The 16646-nt window shown below is 56.7% G+C and carries 13 protein-coding genes; 12 read left to right on the top strand and 1 reads right to left on the bottom strand.

The annotated features are described in order from the left end of the window. Window positions 1-185: 185 nt before the first annotated feature. From K3727_00775 to K3727_00760, 4 genes are all read left to right on the top strand, one after another. On the top strand, window positions 186-1715 hold the full coding sequence (locus K3727_00775) for a 4-hydroxyphenylacetate 3-hydroxylase family protein (protein UWQ91388.1): 1530 nt from the start codon (window positions 186-188) through the stop codon (window positions 1713-1715). A gap of 41 nt (window positions 1716-1756) precedes the next feature. After that, complete coding sequence (locus K3727_00770) at window positions 1757-2173, top strand: RidA family protein (protein UWQ91387.1); 417 nt, start codon at window positions 1757-1759, stop codon at window positions 2171-2173. A gap of 123 nt (window positions 2174-2296) precedes the next feature. After that, complete coding sequence (locus tag K3727_00765) at window positions 2297-2974, top strand: DUF1028 domain-containing protein (GenBank protein UWQ91386.1); 678 nt, start codon at window positions 2297-2299, stop codon at window positions 2972-2974. Window positions 2975-2989: 15 nt separating this feature from the next. Further along, a complete protein-coding gene (locus K3727_00760) occupies window positions 2990-4486 on the top strand; it encodes an aldehyde dehydrogenase (protein ID UWQ91385.1) in 1497 nt (498 codons plus the stop codon). Between the two features lie 93 nt (window positions 4487-4579). On the opposite strand, the gene K3727_00755 is transcribed toward K3727_00760, so the two are convergent. Further along, window positions 4580-5374, bottom strand: coding sequence for a helix-turn-helix transcriptional regulator (locus K3727_00755; GenBank protein UWQ91384.1), 795 nt, complete (start codon window positions 5372-5374; stop codon window positions 4580-4582). Between the two features lie 160 nt (window positions 5375-5534). Between K3727_00755 and K3727_00750 the strand changes: the two genes are divergently transcribed. The 8 genes from K3727_00750 to K3727_00715 all read left to right on the top strand — a co-directional run bounded on the left by K3727_00750 (window position 5535) and on the right by K3727_00715 (window position 16528). Further along, the gene (locus tag K3727_00750; GenBank protein UWQ91383.1) at window positions 5535-7604 is read left to right on the top strand and encodes an NAD(P)-binding protein; all 2070 of its coding nucleotides are present in this window, start codon (window positions 5535-5537) and stop codon (window positions 7602-7604) included. A gap of 65 nt (window positions 7605-7669) precedes the next feature. Next, entirely contained in the window at window positions 7670-8791 is a 1122-nt protein-coding gene (locus tag K3727_00745; protein UWQ91382.1) for an ABC transporter ATP-binding protein, read from the top strand. Next, the gene (locus tag K3727_00740) at window positions 8791-9720 is read left to right on the top strand and encodes an ABC transporter permease (protein UWQ91381.1); all 930 of its coding nucleotides are present in this window, start codon (window positions 8791-8793) and stop codon (window positions 9718-9720) included. Before K3727_00745 ends, K3727_00740 begins: the two co-directional genes overlap by 1 nt. 14 nt (window positions 9721-9734) lie before the next feature. Further along, window positions 9735-10544 carry an ABC transporter permease gene (locus K3727_00735; protein UWQ91380.1) on the top strand — a complete coding sequence of 270 codons (810 nt, stop codon included), beginning with the start codon at window positions 9735-9737 and terminating at the stop codon, window positions 10542-10544. Between the two features lie 46 nt (window positions 10545-10590). Then, window positions 10591-11628, top strand: coding sequence for an extracellular solute-binding protein (locus K3727_00730; GenBank protein ID UWQ91379.1), 1038 nt, complete (start codon window positions 10591-10593; stop codon window positions 11626-11628). A gap of 166 nt (window positions 11629-11794) precedes the next feature. Next, the gene (locus K3727_00725) at window positions 11795-12550 is read left to right on the top strand and encodes a DeoR/GlpR family DNA-binding transcription regulator (GenBank protein ID UWQ91378.1); all 756 of its coding nucleotides are present in this window, start codon (window positions 11795-11797) and stop codon (window positions 12548-12550) included. An 86-nt stretch (window positions 12551-12636) separates the two neighbouring features. Next, entirely contained in the window at window positions 12637-15099 is a 2463-nt protein-coding gene (locus tag K3727_00720; GenBank protein ID UWQ91377.1) for an FAD-dependent oxidoreductase, read from the top strand. Window positions 15100-15505: 406 nt separating this feature from the next. Next, window positions 15506-16528 carry a putative 2-aminoethylphosphonate ABC transporter substrate-binding protein gene (locus K3727_00715; protein ID UWQ91376.1) on the top strand — a complete coding sequence of 341 codons (1023 nt, stop codon included), beginning with the start codon at window positions 15506-15508 and terminating at the stop codon, window positions 16526-16528. Window positions 16529-16646 lie beyond the last annotated feature (118 nt).

Raw genomic sequence — 16646 nt, 5'->3', positions numbered from 1 at the left:
TGATCAGGATCGCCGCACCAAAAGGTGTGGCGACCCGTCGTCCCTTGGGGTGAAAAAGCTTAGGCACACCCTTATCAGGGATGAGACAGACAATGCTTCAATTCCTGCTGACCATATGAAAACCATTAGGGTGAAACGCGCCAGACCCTCCCGAAAGGGGGCCCAGCAGGTGCAGGAGACACACCATGATACGCACAGGATCTGAGTATCTCGCCTCGTTGAGCGCAGGCCGTGAGGTTTATGTGAATGGCGAACGGGTGCGTGATGTTTCGGGGCATCCTCAGTTCAAGCCGTTGGTGGATATTCGGGCGCGGATTTATGACATGCAGCATCAGGCGCCGCATGCGGATCTGATGACCTATACCGAAGCTGGCGAGGTTTCGGCCATGGGCTACAAGCTGCCCTACAGCCAGGCCGATTGGTGGGCCAAACGCCGCGCCACCGATCACATGATGAATGAAATCGGCGGGGTCGTGACCCGGGTGGGCGATGAAACCGTGGGCGAGATGTGGTCGCTACTGGATGGGGCTGATGTGCTGGCCGAACTCGACCCGCAGTTTGCCGGCAACATCCGGACCCATATCGACGCGGTGCTGCGTCAGGACCTGTTCCAGGTCTCGGCCAATACCGACCCCAAGGGCGACCGGTCGCGTCCGCCCCGGGATCAGGACCCGGACATGCTGTTGCATGTGGTGCGCGAAACCGATGCCGGGATCATCGTGCGCGGGGCCAAATTCGAAACCGCAGCCGCCTATGCCAACCAGGCCTTTACCAAGCCGACGATCGCCAATTGGGGCGAGGAAGAGATGTCGCCCTATGCGGTCGGGTTCATCTGTGATCTGAACGCGCCGGGGTTGAAATTCATCTGTCGCACCGGGTTTGCCGGTCGCGCGCCTGCCGCAGATTACCCGCTGGCCAACCGGTTTGACGAGATCGACACGCTGGTGGTGTTTGACGATGTGCTGATCCCCTGGGAGAACGTGCTGTTTTACCGCCACACCCGCGCGGCGATGTTCATGCGCGCCACGTTGCACCGGTATTCGGCGTTTCCGTTCCTGCAGCGCATCCTGAAACAGACCGACATGATGATCGGTGCGGCGCTGTACAATGTCCGCCAGACCGGGCTGGACCGCGAACAGGGCGTGCAGGAGAAGCTGTCGACCCTGGCGTGCTACCGCGAAGGGATCAACGCACATCTGACGGCGTCGGTGGCGTTGGCGGAAAAATCGCCCGCCGGGCTGATGATGCCGAACCAATCGCTGCTGTATGCGGGCCGGGTGCAGGCCTGTTCGCAACTGCCCGCCATGGTGCAGCTGACCCGCGACCTGTGCGGTGGCCAGGTCTGCGTGACCCCGGATGCGGCGAGTTTCGCCAGCGATGACACGGGTCCGTGGCTCGAGAAATACTATACCCTCAACGACGAATGGGCGGCCGAGGACCGGCGCAGGCTGCTGGCCTTTGCCCGCGACCTGCTGAATTCGGATTACGCCGGTCACCGCCTGTCGTTCCAGCTGTTCGCCCAATCCCCGCCCCACACCCACCTCGCGGCTGTCTACCAGAACTTTGACTGGGACGGGCCGATGGCATTCGTCAAACACGCCGCAGACCTGTCCGACACCGTCATGGGACTAAGGACAACGTCAAAGGCAGATAGCGCTGTCAGCCGGTGGTTCGCGATGGATGCAACGCAGAGCGATAGCATCACCGCCCATTAGCCTGTTTCACCATTCCAATACCCAAACAAACGGAGACCCAAATGGCCCATACCCGTATTCGTAAGTTCAATACCTCGGACACCTACCCGGAACAGAACCTGGACAATGATCTGTGTCAGGCTGTTGTGACCCAAGGTGGCAAAACTGTTTATCTGCGTGGCCAGTGCCCGCAGAATCTGGATGACGCCGTGAATATTGACAGTCACGACCCTGTCGAACAGACCCACAAGGTGATGCAGAACATCCGTCAACTGATCGAAGAGGCGGGTGGTAGGATGGAGCATCTGGTCAAGGTTGTCGTTTATATCACCGATGTGCGCTACCGCGAGGACGTCTATCGCACCATGGGCGAATATATCAAAGGCGTGCATCCGGTGTCGACTGGTCTGGTCGTTCAGGCGCTGGCCCGTCCCGATTGGCTGGTCGAAATTGATGGTACAGCAGTCATTCCCGATTGATCCGTGAATTGGGGGCTGTCTGCCCCCCCGCGTTGCAATCCTTTTTGGATTGCAACGCTCCCCCCGAAGGTATTTGGGACCAGAAAGAAGCCCGTTCAGGGGCTATAGGGAGATGAGTGAGAGATGACCTTTTCGCTGGTGGCGCGCTGCGCTGAAACGGGCATGTTCGGAATGGCGATTTCGTCATCTTCGCCAGCAGTCGCGGCGCGATGTGCCTTTGCCCGGGCGGGCGTGGGCGCGGTGGCGAGCCAGAATGTGACTGATCCCTCGCTGGGGCCTTTGACGCTCGATCTGATGGAGCAGGGGCTGAGTGCGACCGAGGCGATTGCCCAGGTGCAGCGGCGCGGTGCGCATATCGACTATCGCCAGGTTCTGGCTGTGGATGCGCAAGGCGACACGGCGATCCATTCCGGGCCCAACAGTCTGGGCATCTGGACCCAGGCGCAGGGGCGTGATGTGGCGTCGGGCGGTAATCTGCTGGCCAATGACGGGGTCTGCCAGGCCATTGTCGACGGGTTCGAAGCCGCGACTGGCCATATCGGGGACCGGCTGATCGCCGCGATGCGCGCCGGGATGGCGGCGGGTGGTGAGGCCGGCCCGGTGCATTCGGCGGGCATGCTGATCGTCGACACCGTCAGCTGGCCGGTGGCCGAATTGCGCTGTGATTGGTCCCAGGACGCCTGTCCGATCGAAAATATCGCCGCCGCCTGGGACGTCTACAAACCGCAACTGGACGCCTATATCCAGCGCGCCCTGGATCCCCGAGAGGCACCATCATACGGCGTGCCGGGCGATGAATAACAGCAGGAGAATGCCATGCTGGACTATACTTACCAAGACTGGAAAACCCGCGCTGAGGCTCTGACCCTGCGGGGGCAGGCCTTTATTGACGGCAAATTTGTTGATGCGGTTTCGGGTAATACCTTTGACAGCATCAACCCGGCGACAGGCGCGGTTCTGACTGCGGTTGCGGAATGTGACACGGCGGACGTGGATCTGGCCGTGGTAGCCGGACGGCGCGCGTTTAACGATGGTCGTTGGTCGCGCATGGCACCTGGCGATCGCAAGGCGGTTTTGCTGAAGCTTGCGGATTTGATCCGGGCCAACCTGGAAGAGATGGCGCTGCTCGACAGCCTGGACATGGGCAAACTGGTTACCGATGCGGCCACTGTCGATGCCCCGGGGTCAGCGCATTTCTTTCAGTGGTACGCCGAAGCCATCGACAAGATCTATGACGAAGTGGCCCCCACAGGTCCGGGCGACTTGGCTTTGGTGGCACGGGTTCCGTTGGGGGTGGTCGGGGCGGTGACGCCCTGGAATTTTCCCTTGGACATGGCAACATGGAAGGCAGCCGCGGCTCTTGCGGCCGGGAATTCGGTTGTCCTGAAACCTGCCGAGCAATCGCCTCTTTCTGCTTTGCGACTGGCGGAGTTGGCGGTCGAGGCCGGGTTGCCGGACGGCGTGTTGAACGTGGTTCCCGGCTTTGGCGCCACCGCAGGTCGGGCGTTGGGTCTGCATATGGATGTGGACAGCCTGGCCTTTACCGGGTCGACCGGTATTGGCAAAATGTTCATGCAATACTCTGGTCAATCCAATTTGAAACAGGTTTGGCCTGAAACCGGCGGCAAAAGCCCGAATCTGGTCTTTGCTGATTGCGAGGATCTGGATACGGCGGCAGATATGGCGGCCTTTGGCATCTTTTTTAATCAGGGAGAGGTCTGTTCAGCCAATTCGCGGCTTTATGTCGAAAGGTCGATCAAGGATGCATTTGTCGCAAAGTTGATCGCACGCGCCAGGGCCATGCAGCCGGGAGACCCATTGGATCCTGCCGCGAAAATGGGGGCCATCGTTGATGAAAAGCAGACCCAGGGCATTATGCGATTTATCGAGGCCGGCAAGACGTCTGCCAACCTGGTGGCGGGGGGTGAACGGATCACAGTGGGTGGCAAGGGATGTTTTGTACAACCAACCATCTTTGATGACGTGAGCCACAACAATCCTCTGGCGCGGGATGAGATATTTGGACCGGTGCTGTCGGTCATTCCGTTCGATTCCGAAGAAGAGGCCGTGACCATGGCCAATGATTCAATTTATGGGCTGGCGGCCTCGGTCTGGACCGACAATCTGAGCCGCGCCTGTCGGGTGGCAGACCGATTGCACGTCGGGACCGTGTCGGTGAACACGGTGGACGCTCTGTCGGCACAGACGCCGTTCGGTGGAATGAAGCAATCCGGGTTCGGGCGGGATTTGTCGCTGCACAGCCTTGAGAAATACACTGCGCTCAAGACCACCTGGATCAAGTATAAAGCCTGATCCAAAACGCCCCATTGGCGAACGCTCAGGCATCGCCGATGGCCGCTGAACTACCAAAGTTGTTCCGACCTTGCAGGGTCAGTTTCCTTGCCATCATGTTCGCAACAGATATGGCGTCAGCAGGGAAAAGAGCTCTGCCTGAGAAGATATGTTGCATTTTCTGTACAGCTGCTTGCGGATCGTTTTTACGGTGAGCGGACTGATTCCAAGGGTCAACCCGATGGAAACCGAGGAATGACCTTGCAGCACAAGAAAGGCGATTTCAGACTGACGTGGGCTGAGCGAGATTTTCAGCTCGTTCGACAACCTGTTCCTGAGCGCTTCAACCACCTGCAGGTCATCTGTTTCTGTTTCTGACCGCAGATTGCCCCAATGTGCGTTCGCCAGAGCCGCAACGATGGGGGCTGTTTCTCTGAGCCGCGTTATGGTGCGTGCTGAAAATTTCCGACCGGATGTGGCATCCCTTCCGACGCAGATTGTGACGGTCACCCCCGGTGCGGGGTGGGCCAGAAAAATCAATTCGTCGATCAAGGTCGTGCGTCGGAAATAGGACGCAAAATATTCGTTACGTCTGAAGTGATCCGGCGAAATGTCGATCAGACGGTACAGGCCCTCGTCGGCGTGTTTGACATGGAGCGAATAGACTGGGTCAAGCAGGTAGGCACCACGCAAATAGTGGCTGTCAAGATTTGCAAACACACGTCGGTCTTGTGCTTCAGAGAAATAGGCTTCGGGGCCTCGGTCTTTGAAAAAGGCGATCATGGCACCGTTGTCGATTTCACCAATCAGGCAAATCCACCGATAAAGCAAAGTCTGGAAATCAGCTTTTCCAATGGCCGAAATTGCATGGGCCAAAGCCAGTTCCGGACCAGATGCAGACACGTTCATACCTCCTTGGGGGTATATACCCCTCTAGGTAGCTCCAGATATTAATAGTCCTTGAATTGAGAGGTATATCAAAGGCTCGATACCGGGACCAGAAAATCTCTCGCAGGACTTATGCACCTCGCTGCGCAACCCCAGCCAGACGCTAAAGGGAGGGCACGCAATGCGCGACCCACGTTACGATATTCTGTTCGAACCGATGCAGATCGGCCCTGTCACAGCCAAAAACCGGTTCTATCAGGTGCCCCACTGCAACGGTGGAGGTTATCGTGATCCGTCTGCTGCGGCTGCCATGCGTGGTATCAAGGCCGAAGGCGGCTGGGGCGTGATCTTTACCGAACAATGCGAGATGCATCATACTTCGGAAATCACTCCGTTCATTGAATTGCGCCTGTGGGAAGACAAGGACATTCCCCAGCTGCGCAAGATGTCGGAAAAGATGAAGACCCATGGCGCGTTGGCCGGAATTCAATTGGCGTATTCCGGGGTCAACGGTCCTAATCTTTACTCCAAGGAAGTTCCGCTGGCGGTTTCGGCCCAACCCATTCGCACCTTTACCAATGATCCGATTCAGGCGCGCGCGCTGGATAAATCCGACATCCGTGATCTGCGTCGCTGGTTCGTGAATGCAGGCAAGCGGTCGAAAGAAGCCGGGTTTGACCTGATCAATCTGTATGGTGCGCATGGCTTTGGTATCTTTCAGCATTTCCTGAGCCGCGCCACTAACCATCGAACAGATGAATATGGCGGGTCGCTGGAAAACCGGTCGCGGTTTGCCAATGAGGTGATTGGCGACATCAAGGACGCCGTGGGCGATACGATGGGGATCGCCCTGCGGGTGTCGCTGGACGAAACGATCGGGGATCTTGGCTTTTCCAATGCCGAAGTCCGTGATTTTGTCGAAATGAACCGAAATCTGCCCGATATCTGGGATCTGGCACAGGGAACTTGGGAAGATTGTTCAGGTCCTTCCCGGTTCAAGGAAGAGGCCGCGCAAGAAGCACTGGTGCGGGGCATTCACGACCTGACCGACAAGCCGATTGTCGGGGTTGGTCGGTTTACCTCTCCTGATGTGATGGCCAAGATGATCAAATCCGGCACGTTGGATATGATTGGCTGTGCGCGACCGTCGATTGCCGATCCGTTTATCCCGCTCAAGATTGACGAAGGCCGGATCGAAGATATCCGTGAATGCATTGGCTGCAATATTTGCATCACCGGCGACATGACCATGTCAATCAGTCGCTGCACCCAGAATCCCACCTTTATGGAAGAATGGCGCAAAGGCTGGCATCCGGAACGTATGAACCCCAAGGGCACCAGCGACAACGTGTTGGTTGTTGGGTCCGGTCCTGCGGGGTTGGAAGCAGCCCGTGCGCTTTCTGAGCGCGGATATGACGTGGCGATTGCCGAGGCGACAACCACTTTGGGCGGGCGTGTGGCCCGCGAACGCCACCTGCCCGGCTTGTCGGCCTGGGGCCGCGTGGTGGATTACCGCGACTATCAGATCAGCCAGAAACCCAATGTCGAAACCTATTTTGACAGCGCGTTGGACGCAGACAGCATTTTGGAATTCGGGTTTGAAAACGTGTGTCTGGCAACTGGGTCAAAATGGCGTCGTGATGGGGTCAGCCGCCAGCATGTTGTGCCCTTTGCCACTGATCCTGCGATGCCGATCTTTACCCCCGATGACATCATGGAAGGCACGCTGCCCTCCGGCCAGGTCGTGATCTATGACGATGACCATTACTACATGGGCGGTGTCCTGGCCGAATTGCTGCGCAAGGCAGGGTGCGACGTCACCATCATCACGCCCTCGGCCTATTTGTCGGATTGGACCAACAACACTTTGGAACAACACGCAATCCACAAAAAGTTGGCGGAAATGGGTGTCCATATCGTGCTGAACCGTGGCGTGACTGAAATCGGCAGCGGCCGCGTGATGTCCAATTGCATCTATACAGATGCGTCGCGCGAGTATGGTTGTGACGCTGTGGTCATGGTGTCGTCTCGTTTGGAGAACAACCACGTTTATCTGGATCTCAAATCTCGCGAAACCGATTGGGCTGATGCCGGGATCAAATCCGTCAAGATCATTGGCGACGCCAATGCGCCGGGACCGATTGCCTGGGCCACCTATGCCGGGCACCGCTATGCGCGTGAGCTGGATGGCCAGGACATTGGCGATGCGCTGCCCTTCCGCCGTGAGATTACCGAACTGGCAGTTGGATGATCCGACCAAACACCCAGCCAACTGGCCCAGGGACAGGCCGGATAGCTGGCTGGATCACGATCAAAATGAACGTCCTTGCAACAAGGGAGAGACCAGTGAAAGCAGACCGAACCATTGCGATTGATGTTTGTAATGCGGTTAAGCGTTACGGGGATTTTACCGCCTTGAAGACGATATCGTTGTCGATTTATGACAATGAGTTTTTCACGTTGTTGGGCCCGTCGGGGTGCGGGAAGACGACGTTGTTGCGAATGATTGCGGGATTTGAGGACGTCACCGAAGGGGAGATTTTCCTTTATGGCGACGAAATTGAAACCTTGCCTCCACATCAGCGGCCAGTGAATACGGTGTTCCAGAATTACGCGCTGTTCCCGCATATGACGATTTTGGACAACGTGGGTTTTGGCCTGGAAATGCGGGGCAAGTCCAAATCCGAAGCGCGCCAGCGGGCGGGCGAAATGCTTGAGCTGGTGCAACTTAGCCAATTTGCTGCTCGCAAGCCTTCACAGCTCTCAGGTGGACAGCAGCAACGTGTGGCGCTGGCGCGTGCGCTGGCGCCACAACCCAAGGTTCTGTTGCTGGATGAACCGCTGTCGGCGCTGGATCTCAAGCTGCGCAAGGCAATGCAGTTGGAGCTGAAGCATCTGCAGCGAGAGACAGGGATCACCTTCATCTTTGTGACCCACGACCAGGAAGAGGCGCTGACCATGTCGGACCGCATTGCGGTGATGTCGGCCGGCGAGCTCCAGCAGTTGGGCGCTCCAACGGACATCTACGAACGACCCCGCAATATGTTCGTGGCCGATTTTATCGGTGAAACCAACCTGCTGGAGGTTTCGGTGGATCAGATCACCGATGGCCGCGCCATCTGTCACCTGGGCGGCGGGCATGAATTGACCTGCAATGCAGTGGAGGGCGTCGGTGCCGGATCCCGCGTGCATATGTCGATCCGCCCGGAGCGGCTGTACATGTCGGGCGAGCCGGAAAAAGACGGCAGCCTGCACGGTCGGGTCAAGGAAAACATCTTTGTCGGCACCGATATCTCGACCATCGTCGCGCTCGACGAGGGCCCGGATTTTATCGTGCGCACGTCGAATTCTGATCGCGGCAACAAGCGGATTTTTGAGCCAGGTGCCGACATGTTCGTCAATATGGAGCTGGGGGCGGCACGCCTCCTGGTGGACTGATGGCGGGCGGAGCGGCAAGCGGCGGCAGCGCACTCACCGATACCTATGCAGAGTCCCGCAACTGGCTGTTGATGCCGGCCTGGGTGGTTCTGTTGATCCTGTCCTTGGCCCCGGTTGCCATGATGTTGATCTATTCCTTTTTGACCAAGGAATTCCGCGGCGGGGTGATCTGGGAGTTTTCCCTGGCGGCCTATGATCAGTTCTTTTTTGACCGCGGGTTGTTCGGGGACGAGCCACCGGTGATCGAATGGACCTATATCCAGATCTTCTGGCGTTCGATCTGGCAGGCGGGTGCGGCAACGATCCTAAGCCTGGTGATCGGATTCCCGACCGCCTATTTCATCGCCACCCGACCGGAAAAAGTACGCCCGATGTGGGTGTTCCTGATCACCATCCCCTATTGGGTGAACCTGCTGATCCGCACAGTCAGCATGAAATTCCTGCTGCGTGATCAGGGGCCGCTGAATGATTTCCTGATCGGCACCGGGCTGATCGACAGCCCGATCCACATCGTGAACACCAATTTTGCAGTGCAGCTGGGCCTGTTTTATTCCTATCTGCCGTTCATGGTGCTGCCGATCTATGCGGCTGTGGAACGCTATAACTTCACGCTGTCCGAGGCAGCCGCCGATTTGTACGCCACCAAATGGGTGACCCTGCGGCGCATCCTGCTGCCTGCGGTCAAACCGGGGGTGATTGCGGGCTGTATCCTGGTGTTTGTCCCTTCTTTGGGGTCGTTCCTGGCGCCGGATCTGCTCGGGGGTGCCAAGAACTTCATGATCGGCTCGTTGATTGAGGAGCAATTCAAGGGCAACGCCGGGAACTGGCCGTTTGGCGCCGCGGCGTCAATGATCCTGCTGAGCATGGTTCTGATCCTGCTGATGCTCTTTTCTCGTCAACAGGCCAAGACCCAGGCGTCAGAAGGTTGAGGAGGGGTAAGACCATGGCAACCGCAAAATTCGACATCAAATCCTATGCCGGGTTCAAACCCATCACCCTGTTGTGCCTTGTGATCCTCTATGCGCCGCTGGTCGTCGTGACGATCTACAGTTTTAATGCGTCAAAATCGATCACTGTTTGGGAGGGCCTGAGCCTGCGCTGGTACGCCGATGTGTTCGTCGGCCCCGAAAGCGAAAAGTTCAAGCTGGCGGCGCGCAACAGCTTTGTCATTGCGATCATTGCGGCGACCGTGTCCACATCGATTGCCACCTTGGCGGCCACCGCCATGGTGCGTGGCGGCAGGTTCCGGCTGCGCACCCTGTCTTTCGGGCTGATAAGCCTGCCATTGATGGTACCGGAAATCGTGACCGCGGTGGCGACGCTGATCTTTTTCAACGCCATCGGGTTTGATCGCGGGTTGTTGACCATCCTGCTGGCCCATATCGCGTTCTGTATCCCGTTTGCCTATCTGCCGATCTCGGCCCGGATGCAGGGGATCGAAGACAGTTTTGAACAGGCGGCGATGGATCTCTATGCCACCAAACGCCAGGCGTTTACCCGGATCCTTTTGCCTTTGATGATGCCCGGGATCATCTCGGGCTTTCTGCTGGCTTTTATCGTGTCCCTTGATGATTTCATCATCACCAACTTTGTCAAAGGTGCCGGGGTTGAAACCTTGCCCACGGCGATCTTTGGGTCGGTCAAACAGGGGTTGAAACCCAATATCATGGCGATTTCGACCATGCTGCTGAGCGTCTCGGTGGTGATGGTCACGATCTCTTACTTCGTCAGCAAATCCGACAACACCAAGTAATACGAGAAGAAACCAAAAGCCCAAAACCAACAGACAGGAGAGCCACATGAAACATCTACTGAAAACAACCGTCGCCGCTTCGGCCTTGGCCTTGACCGCAGGCGCCGCTTTTGCCGAAGGCAAGGTCGTCGTCTATCACTGGTTCGAATATATGCCCCAGGAGCTGGCCGACAAATTCACTGCCGAAACCGGCATCGAAGTGGTGATCGACACCTATGACAGCAACGAAGCCATGCTGGCCAGCCTCAAGGCCGGCGCCATCGGTACCTACGACGTGGCGGTGCCGGGCGACTACATGGTGTCAATCATGGCTGGCGAAGGCCTGCTGGACACCATCGGCGACGGCGAGTTGGCCAACAAAGGCAACATCGCGCCAGAGTGGGCCGATCCCAGCTTTGATCCGGGGCGGACACATTCGATCCCGTATCAGTGGGGTTCCACATCCTTTTCGGTCAACCGCGACGTCTATCAGGGCGACATCAACACCACCGACATCTTGTTTAACCCGCCTGCCGAACTCTCGGGCAAGATCAATATGCTGGACAGCCAGGGCGAGGTCATGGCCATGGCATCGCTGCATCTGGGTATTCCGCAATGTTCCTCGGATCGTGACCAGCTCAAAGCGCTGAATGACATGTTGGTCCAGGCCAAAGGTCACTGGGCCTCGTTCAACTCGGACACCGCCAAGGAAGTGCTGGTCTCGGGTGATGCGGCGGTGGGCCAGATCTATGACGGGTTCGGTGCCAAGGCGCGCGAAGAGGGTGCGAATGTGGAATACGCCTTCCCGACCCAAGGGTATGTGGTGTGGATGGACAACGTCGTTCTGCTCAAGGACGCCCCGAACCGCGACAACGCGCTCAAGTTCATGGACTTTTTGCTAGAACCCGAAAACATTGCCGCAGTGTCGAACTATGCCCGTTATGGCGCGGGCGTCTCAGGCGTCGCCGACCATCTCGACCCGGCGTTGGCAACACTGCCTGAAGCAAACCCGCCCAAAACCGCAGGACCGGGCGTCTTCATCAAAGTTTGTGACCAACAAACACAGGCCGTGTACGACAAGATTTGGACAAATGTGAAGAAATAAGCGCTTCAGGTTTGACTGGAAATTCACCGCGTCCGGGCCATTGGGTCGGGCGCGGTTTTTTTTCGACAGGCATTGATCGCCCTTTGGGTGTATGACAGGACAAATTGCCATTCGACGCATTCTGCGATAATTTGGCAAAACTTGGCAAATTCAAAGGGGCAGTGTCATGCTTCCATCCGAACGGCATGCGATCATTCTGCGGGAGATTTCAAAGCAACCGGCGGTTTCGATCAGATCGTTGACCGAAGTATTGGGAGTGACCCGGGAAACTGTTCGCAAGGACATTGATCAGCTTTCCAGTGAAAACAAGCTGCACAAGGTTCGCGGTGGTGCCACGCGGATTCGCAACCAAGAACCAGAGATCGAAACGCGAGCTGCGACAAACCCCGAAGGGAAGTCCCGAATTGCGCAGTTTGTCCTGAGCCAGATTCCGGATGGTGCCAGCCTGATCATCGACAATGGATCGACAACTTTGGCGGTGGCCAGATTGCTAAGATATCACAGGCAGAACCTGACAGTTTATACCAACGATTTGTCTATTTCGTCCTTATTAGGCCCTGTTTCCAAGGAAATAACAGTTTTGGGTGGGCGATTGAATGTTTCAGAGAACGCAACGTTCGGCATCGAAACCATCGAACATCTGTCCCGGTATCGCGCCGAGTTTTCCCTGATTGCAGCAGGGGGGGTGAGCGCACGAGCCTTGCTCACGGATTTTTCGCGAGAGGCCGCTGATTTGCGGCATCGCATGATTGCGCAGGCCGAGCAGAGTTTCATTCTGGCTGACCATTCCAAATTCGGTGTTGTCGGCAAGGTTGTCATGCGGCCTTTGCCGGATGGAGCATTGGTTGTGGTGGACGAAAAGCCGGACCCGGAAACCATAGATGCGATGGGCCGGGTCGGAATGGACTATCAATTGGCGTAACGCCAAAAAAAGAAAGATATTGCAAACTAATGCAAAGTCACTTTAGGGTGCGTGGAATGATTGTTTCCCACCTACGGAGTTTGACTATGGTCGACGGCAATATCCCGGAACAGGCACAATACGTCATCATTGGCGGGGGCATCGTCGGATGTTCGGTCGCTTATCACCTGGCCAAGATGGGGCATCGTGACGTGGTCCTGCTGGAGCAGGGTCAGCTGAGCTGTGGAACAACCTGGCACGCGGCTGGGTTGGTAGGACAGCTGCGCAGTCAGCCTGCCATGACCAACCTGATCCGATACTCCACTGAATTGTACGCGCAGCTCGAGGCCGAAACCGGATTGGCAACGGGATGGAACGAATGTGGATCGGTCACAGTCGCACGCAGCGATGATCGTATGACTATGCTGTTGCGCACTGCGGCGGCGGCACGGGCTCAGGGCGTGGATGTGGAGGTTATTTCTCCGTCGCAGGCGCAGGAAAAATGGCCGGTGATGGAGGTGGACGATCTGAAGGGCGGGCTGTGGATGCCCGGGGACGGCAAGGCCAACCCGACGGATTTGACCCAATCGTTGGCTAGGGGCGCGCGGATGAATGGCGCGCGCATCATAGAGGACGTGACTGTCACGGACATCCAGACGGACGGCGGCGCGGTGTCCGGCGTTGTGACCGATCAAGGCACCATTCGGGCAGAAGTGGTCGTGAACTGTGGTGGGCAATGGGCCCGCAGGCTGGGCCAGATGTGTGGCGTGAATGTTCCGCTGCATTCGGCCGAACACATGTACATTGTGACGGAACAGATCGACGGGGTCAGCCCGGATTTGCCGGTGTTGCGCGATCCCGATGGGTACATTTATTTCAAGGAAGAAACCGGAGGTCTGGTGCTGGGTGGGTTCGAACCCGAGGCCAAACCCTGGGCAATGGACGGCATCCCGGACAAGTTCTTTTTCCAGCTGTTGCCCGATGACTGGGACCAATTCGAAATCCTGTTGGAGAACGGTTTGATCCGTGTGCCTCAAATGGCCGACGCCGGGGTTCGCAAATTCTACAATGGCCCCGAAAGCTTTACCCCGGACAATAATTATCTGTTGGGAGAAGCGCCGGAGGTAAAGAACTTCTTTGTCGGTGCCGGCTTTAATTCCATGGGAATAGCCAGCGCGGGAGGTGCGGGGCGGGCCCTGGCAGAATGGATCGTCAATGGGGCACCCACGTCCGATCTGTTTTCTGTCGACATCCGCCGGTTTGCGAACTTCAATAACAATCCGACCTGGTTACATGACCGGATCAAGGAAACCCTGGGGCTGCACTATGCCATGCCTTGGCCTAACCGGGAGCTGGATACCGCCCGGCCGTTCCGCAGATCTGCGTTGTATGGGCATCTGTCCTCAAAAAAGGCCGTGTTTGGCTCAAAGATGGGATGGGAGCGGGTCAATTGGTTTGCGCGAGATGGTGAAAATCCAAACGTGGAATACAGTTTTGGCCGCCAAAATTGGCATGATACTGTCGCAGCAGAGCATCGGAGCACACGCGAAGGTGTTTCGGTGTTCGATCAAAGCTCATTCGCAAAACTTTTGGTCCAGGGACGCGATGCCTGTGTTCAGCTGAACCGGATCTGTGCGGCAAATGTGGATGTGGCTGTCGGTGGAACTGTCTACACGGGATTGTTGAATGAGCGCGGCGGGTATGAAAGCGATCTGACGGTTCTGCGACTCAAAGATCAGGAGTTTCTGTTGATCACCGGTTCGGCACAAGCGGTGCATGACGCGGATTGGATAAGCAAGAATTTTGACACAGACGCCCATGTGTTCCTGACTGATGTGACCGCTGCCTGGTCGGTGCTCGCGGTTATGGGACCCAAATCGCGTGATGTGTTGCGAAAATTGTCCAAGGCAGATTTTTCAAACACGGCCTTCCCCTTTGGCACCGTCCAAGAGATTGATTTGGGATATGCGACTGTGCTTGCCAATCGCATGACATATGTTGGCGAATTAGGGTGGGAACTGATCGTTCCGGTCGAGTTCACCGTGGGGGTGTATGAAGACCTGATGGATGCGGGTGTCGAATTCGACCTTTGCGATGCCGGGTATTATGCGCTCGAAGGGTTGCGGATCGAAAAGGGGTTTCGCGCCTGGAGCCGCGAGTTGACGCCCGACATTACACCGCTTCAGGCAGGTTTGAATTTCGCGGTGGATTATGAAAAACCGGGCGGCTTTATCGGAAAAAAGGCTCTAAAACGGGCCAAATTGGATCCGGATCATCTGAATACACGGATTGTCCAATTGGTGCTGGAAGACAGGGACGCCCAGTTGTGGGGCGGTGAGTCCGTGTTGTGCAACGGAGTTGAGATAGGCGAGATTCGCTCGGCTGCATACGGACACACTGTGGGGTCCGCTGTCGCTTTGTGCATGCTGCACGCACCTGAGCGTGTGACGGCCGCTTTTCTTTCGTCTCACAGGTTCGAAGTGGATCTGGCCGGGGTCAAACTGACAGCGCATGCATCTTTGCGTCCACCATATGATCCATCAAGCGAGCGCCCAAAGGTGGATGGGTAGCAGATCGGTCGAAAGTGCTGTTGCATGTGGCAACAACAGCGGAAAACGGATCGCTTCGAACCCCATCAACCCACAGGCACACCCGTGTTTTCCTGTCTGTTGAGGGCAAACCTGCCCCGCTTCGTAACGTTGCGGCCAAGGGCGAAAAACCGATCCCAATCGTATGGAAGCAGGGAAAAAATCTCTGGTCGGACGCGATCGAACATGCGGCAATAACGTTTGGGGAGCGATCAAGGGAATCGATCTCTGGTTTGTACGCGTTGCTTTAGTATAGGCTTAGCTGATCAACTAGTAGGATTAATCGATTTTTCTTGTGGCAGGAAACTGCCAAACTGTTTTCAAAAATCCGACTGCAGCTCTGGTCGTTTGCAGTCGACAAAAATCAAGACCAACGGAGGAGAAATAAATGAAACTGACTGCAAAGAATTTTACGACTTTCCTGGCAGGTGCATTGTTTGCAACTGCGGCAGCGGCAGAAACCGAGTTGACCGTTTATACTGCGGTCGAGGCCGAAGACCTGGCCCGCTATGCTGAAACCTTTAATGCCAGCCATCCAGACATAAAGATCAATTGGGTGCGCGATTCTACGGGCATCATTACCGCCAAGCTGCTGGCCGAACGCGACAACCCACAGGCGGATGTTGTTTGGGGTCTGGCGGCGACATCGTTGCTGTTGTTGAAATCCGAAGGGATGCTGGAAGGCTATGCGCCCACTGGTGTGGACAAGCTGGACCCAAAGTTCGTCGATAACGACAACCCTCCGGCCTGGGTTGGCATGGATGCCTGGGTGGCCTCGGTTTGCTATAACACCGTCGAAGCAGAAAAGAATGGTTTGACCCCACCAACATCGTGGAAAGATTTGACCGACCCGATGTACGCGGGTCATTTGATCATGCCGAACCCGAACTCTTCCGGCACCGGTTTCCTGGATGTGTCCAGCTGGCTGCAAATGTTTGGTGAAGAAGGTGGCTGGGCCTATATGGACGGGCTGCATGAAAACATCGCGCGCTATACCCATTCAGGCTCTAAACCGTGCAAATTGGCCGCAGCTGGTGAAATTCCGATCGGCATTTCCTTTGCCTTCAGGGGTGCCAAGTCCAAGGCAGCTGGTGCACCGCTGGAGATCATCGTGCCGTCCGAAGGTGTTGGTTGGGACATGGAAGCCACTGCAATCGTTGCAGGGACTGCCAACCTCGAAGCCGCCCAGACTCTGGTAGATTTCACCGTGACCAAGGAAGCCAATGAGATGTACAACACCGGATACGCTGTTGTTGCTTACCCTGGCGTCGCCAAGCCGGTTGAACACTTCCCAGAAGGTCTGTTGGATGCAATGATCGACAATGACTTTGAATTCGCCGCCAACAACCGCGCAGCTATCCTCAAGGAATGGCAGAGCCGGTACGACGGTAAATCCGACCCCAAGAACTAAGTCTTGGAGGCGAAGGGCGCATCTGCGTCCTTCGCTTACAGCTTGCCCATGCTCTCCAACAGATTGAATCAAACGAACCCGGCCCTGCCGGCCCGTTTCGACGCGCGCACCGCGAAGA

The sequence above is a fragment of the Rhodobacteraceae bacterium M382 genome (assembly GCA_025141015.1).
GTDB lineage: Bacteria > Pseudomonadota > Alphaproteobacteria > Rhodobacterales > Rhodobacteraceae > Aliisedimentitalea > Aliisedimentitalea scapharcae.
Note: the sequence above shows the minus strand (reverse complement) of the source record. Positions and strands in the feature narration are given on the sequence as shown.

What these genes read in the sequence shown, in the direction of transcription:
- K3727_00725 (UWQ91378.1), top strand. Translation starts at nt 11,795, where the DNA reads ATGCTTCCATCCGAACGGCATGCGATCATTCTGCGGGAGATTTCAAAG.
- K3727_00740 (UWQ91381.1), top strand. Translation starts at nt 8,791, where the DNA reads ATGGCGGGCGGAGCGGCAAGCGGCGGCAGCGCACTCACCGATACCTAT.
- K3727_00765 (UWQ91386.1), top strand. Translation starts at nt 2,297, where the DNA reads ATGACCTTTTCGCTGGTGGCGCGCTGCGCTGAAACGGGCATGTTCGGA.
- K3727_00735 (UWQ91380.1), top strand. Translation starts at nt 9,735, where the DNA reads ATGGCAACCGCAAAATTCGACATCAAATCCTATGCCGGGTTCAAACCC.
- K3727_00730 (UWQ91379.1), top strand. Translation starts at nt 10,591, where the DNA reads ATGAAACATCTACTGAAAACAACCGTCGCCGCTTCGGCCTTGGCCTTG.
- K3727_00750 (UWQ91383.1), top strand. Translation starts at nt 5,535, where the DNA reads ATGCGCGACCCACGTTACGATATTCTGTTCGAACCGATGCAGATCGGC.
- K3727_00720 (UWQ91377.1), top strand. Translation starts at nt 12,637, where the DNA reads ATGGTCGACGGCAATATCCCGGAACAGGCACAATACGTCATCATTGGC.
- K3727_00755 (UWQ91384.1), bottom strand. Translation starts at nt 5,374, where the DNA reads ATGAACGTGTCTGCATCTGGTCCGGAACTGGCTTTGGCCCATGCAATT.
- K3727_00775 (UWQ91388.1), top strand. Translation starts at nt 186, where the DNA reads ATGATACGCACAGGATCTGAGTATCTCGCCTCGTTGAGCGCAGGCCGT.
- K3727_00745 (UWQ91382.1), top strand. Translation starts at nt 7,670, where the DNA reads ATGAACGTCCTTGCAACAAGGGAGAGACCAGTGAAAGCAGACCGAACC.
- K3727_00715 (UWQ91376.1), top strand. Translation starts at nt 15,506, where the DNA reads ATGAAACTGACTGCAAAGAATTTTACGACTTTCCTGGCAGGTGCATTG.
- K3727_00770 (UWQ91387.1), top strand. Translation starts at nt 1,757, where the DNA reads ATGGCCCATACCCGTATTCGTAAGTTCAATACCTCGGACACCTACCCG.
- K3727_00760 (UWQ91385.1), top strand. Translation starts at nt 2,990, where the DNA reads ATGCTGGACTATACTTACCAAGACTGGAAAACCCGCGCTGAGGCTCTG.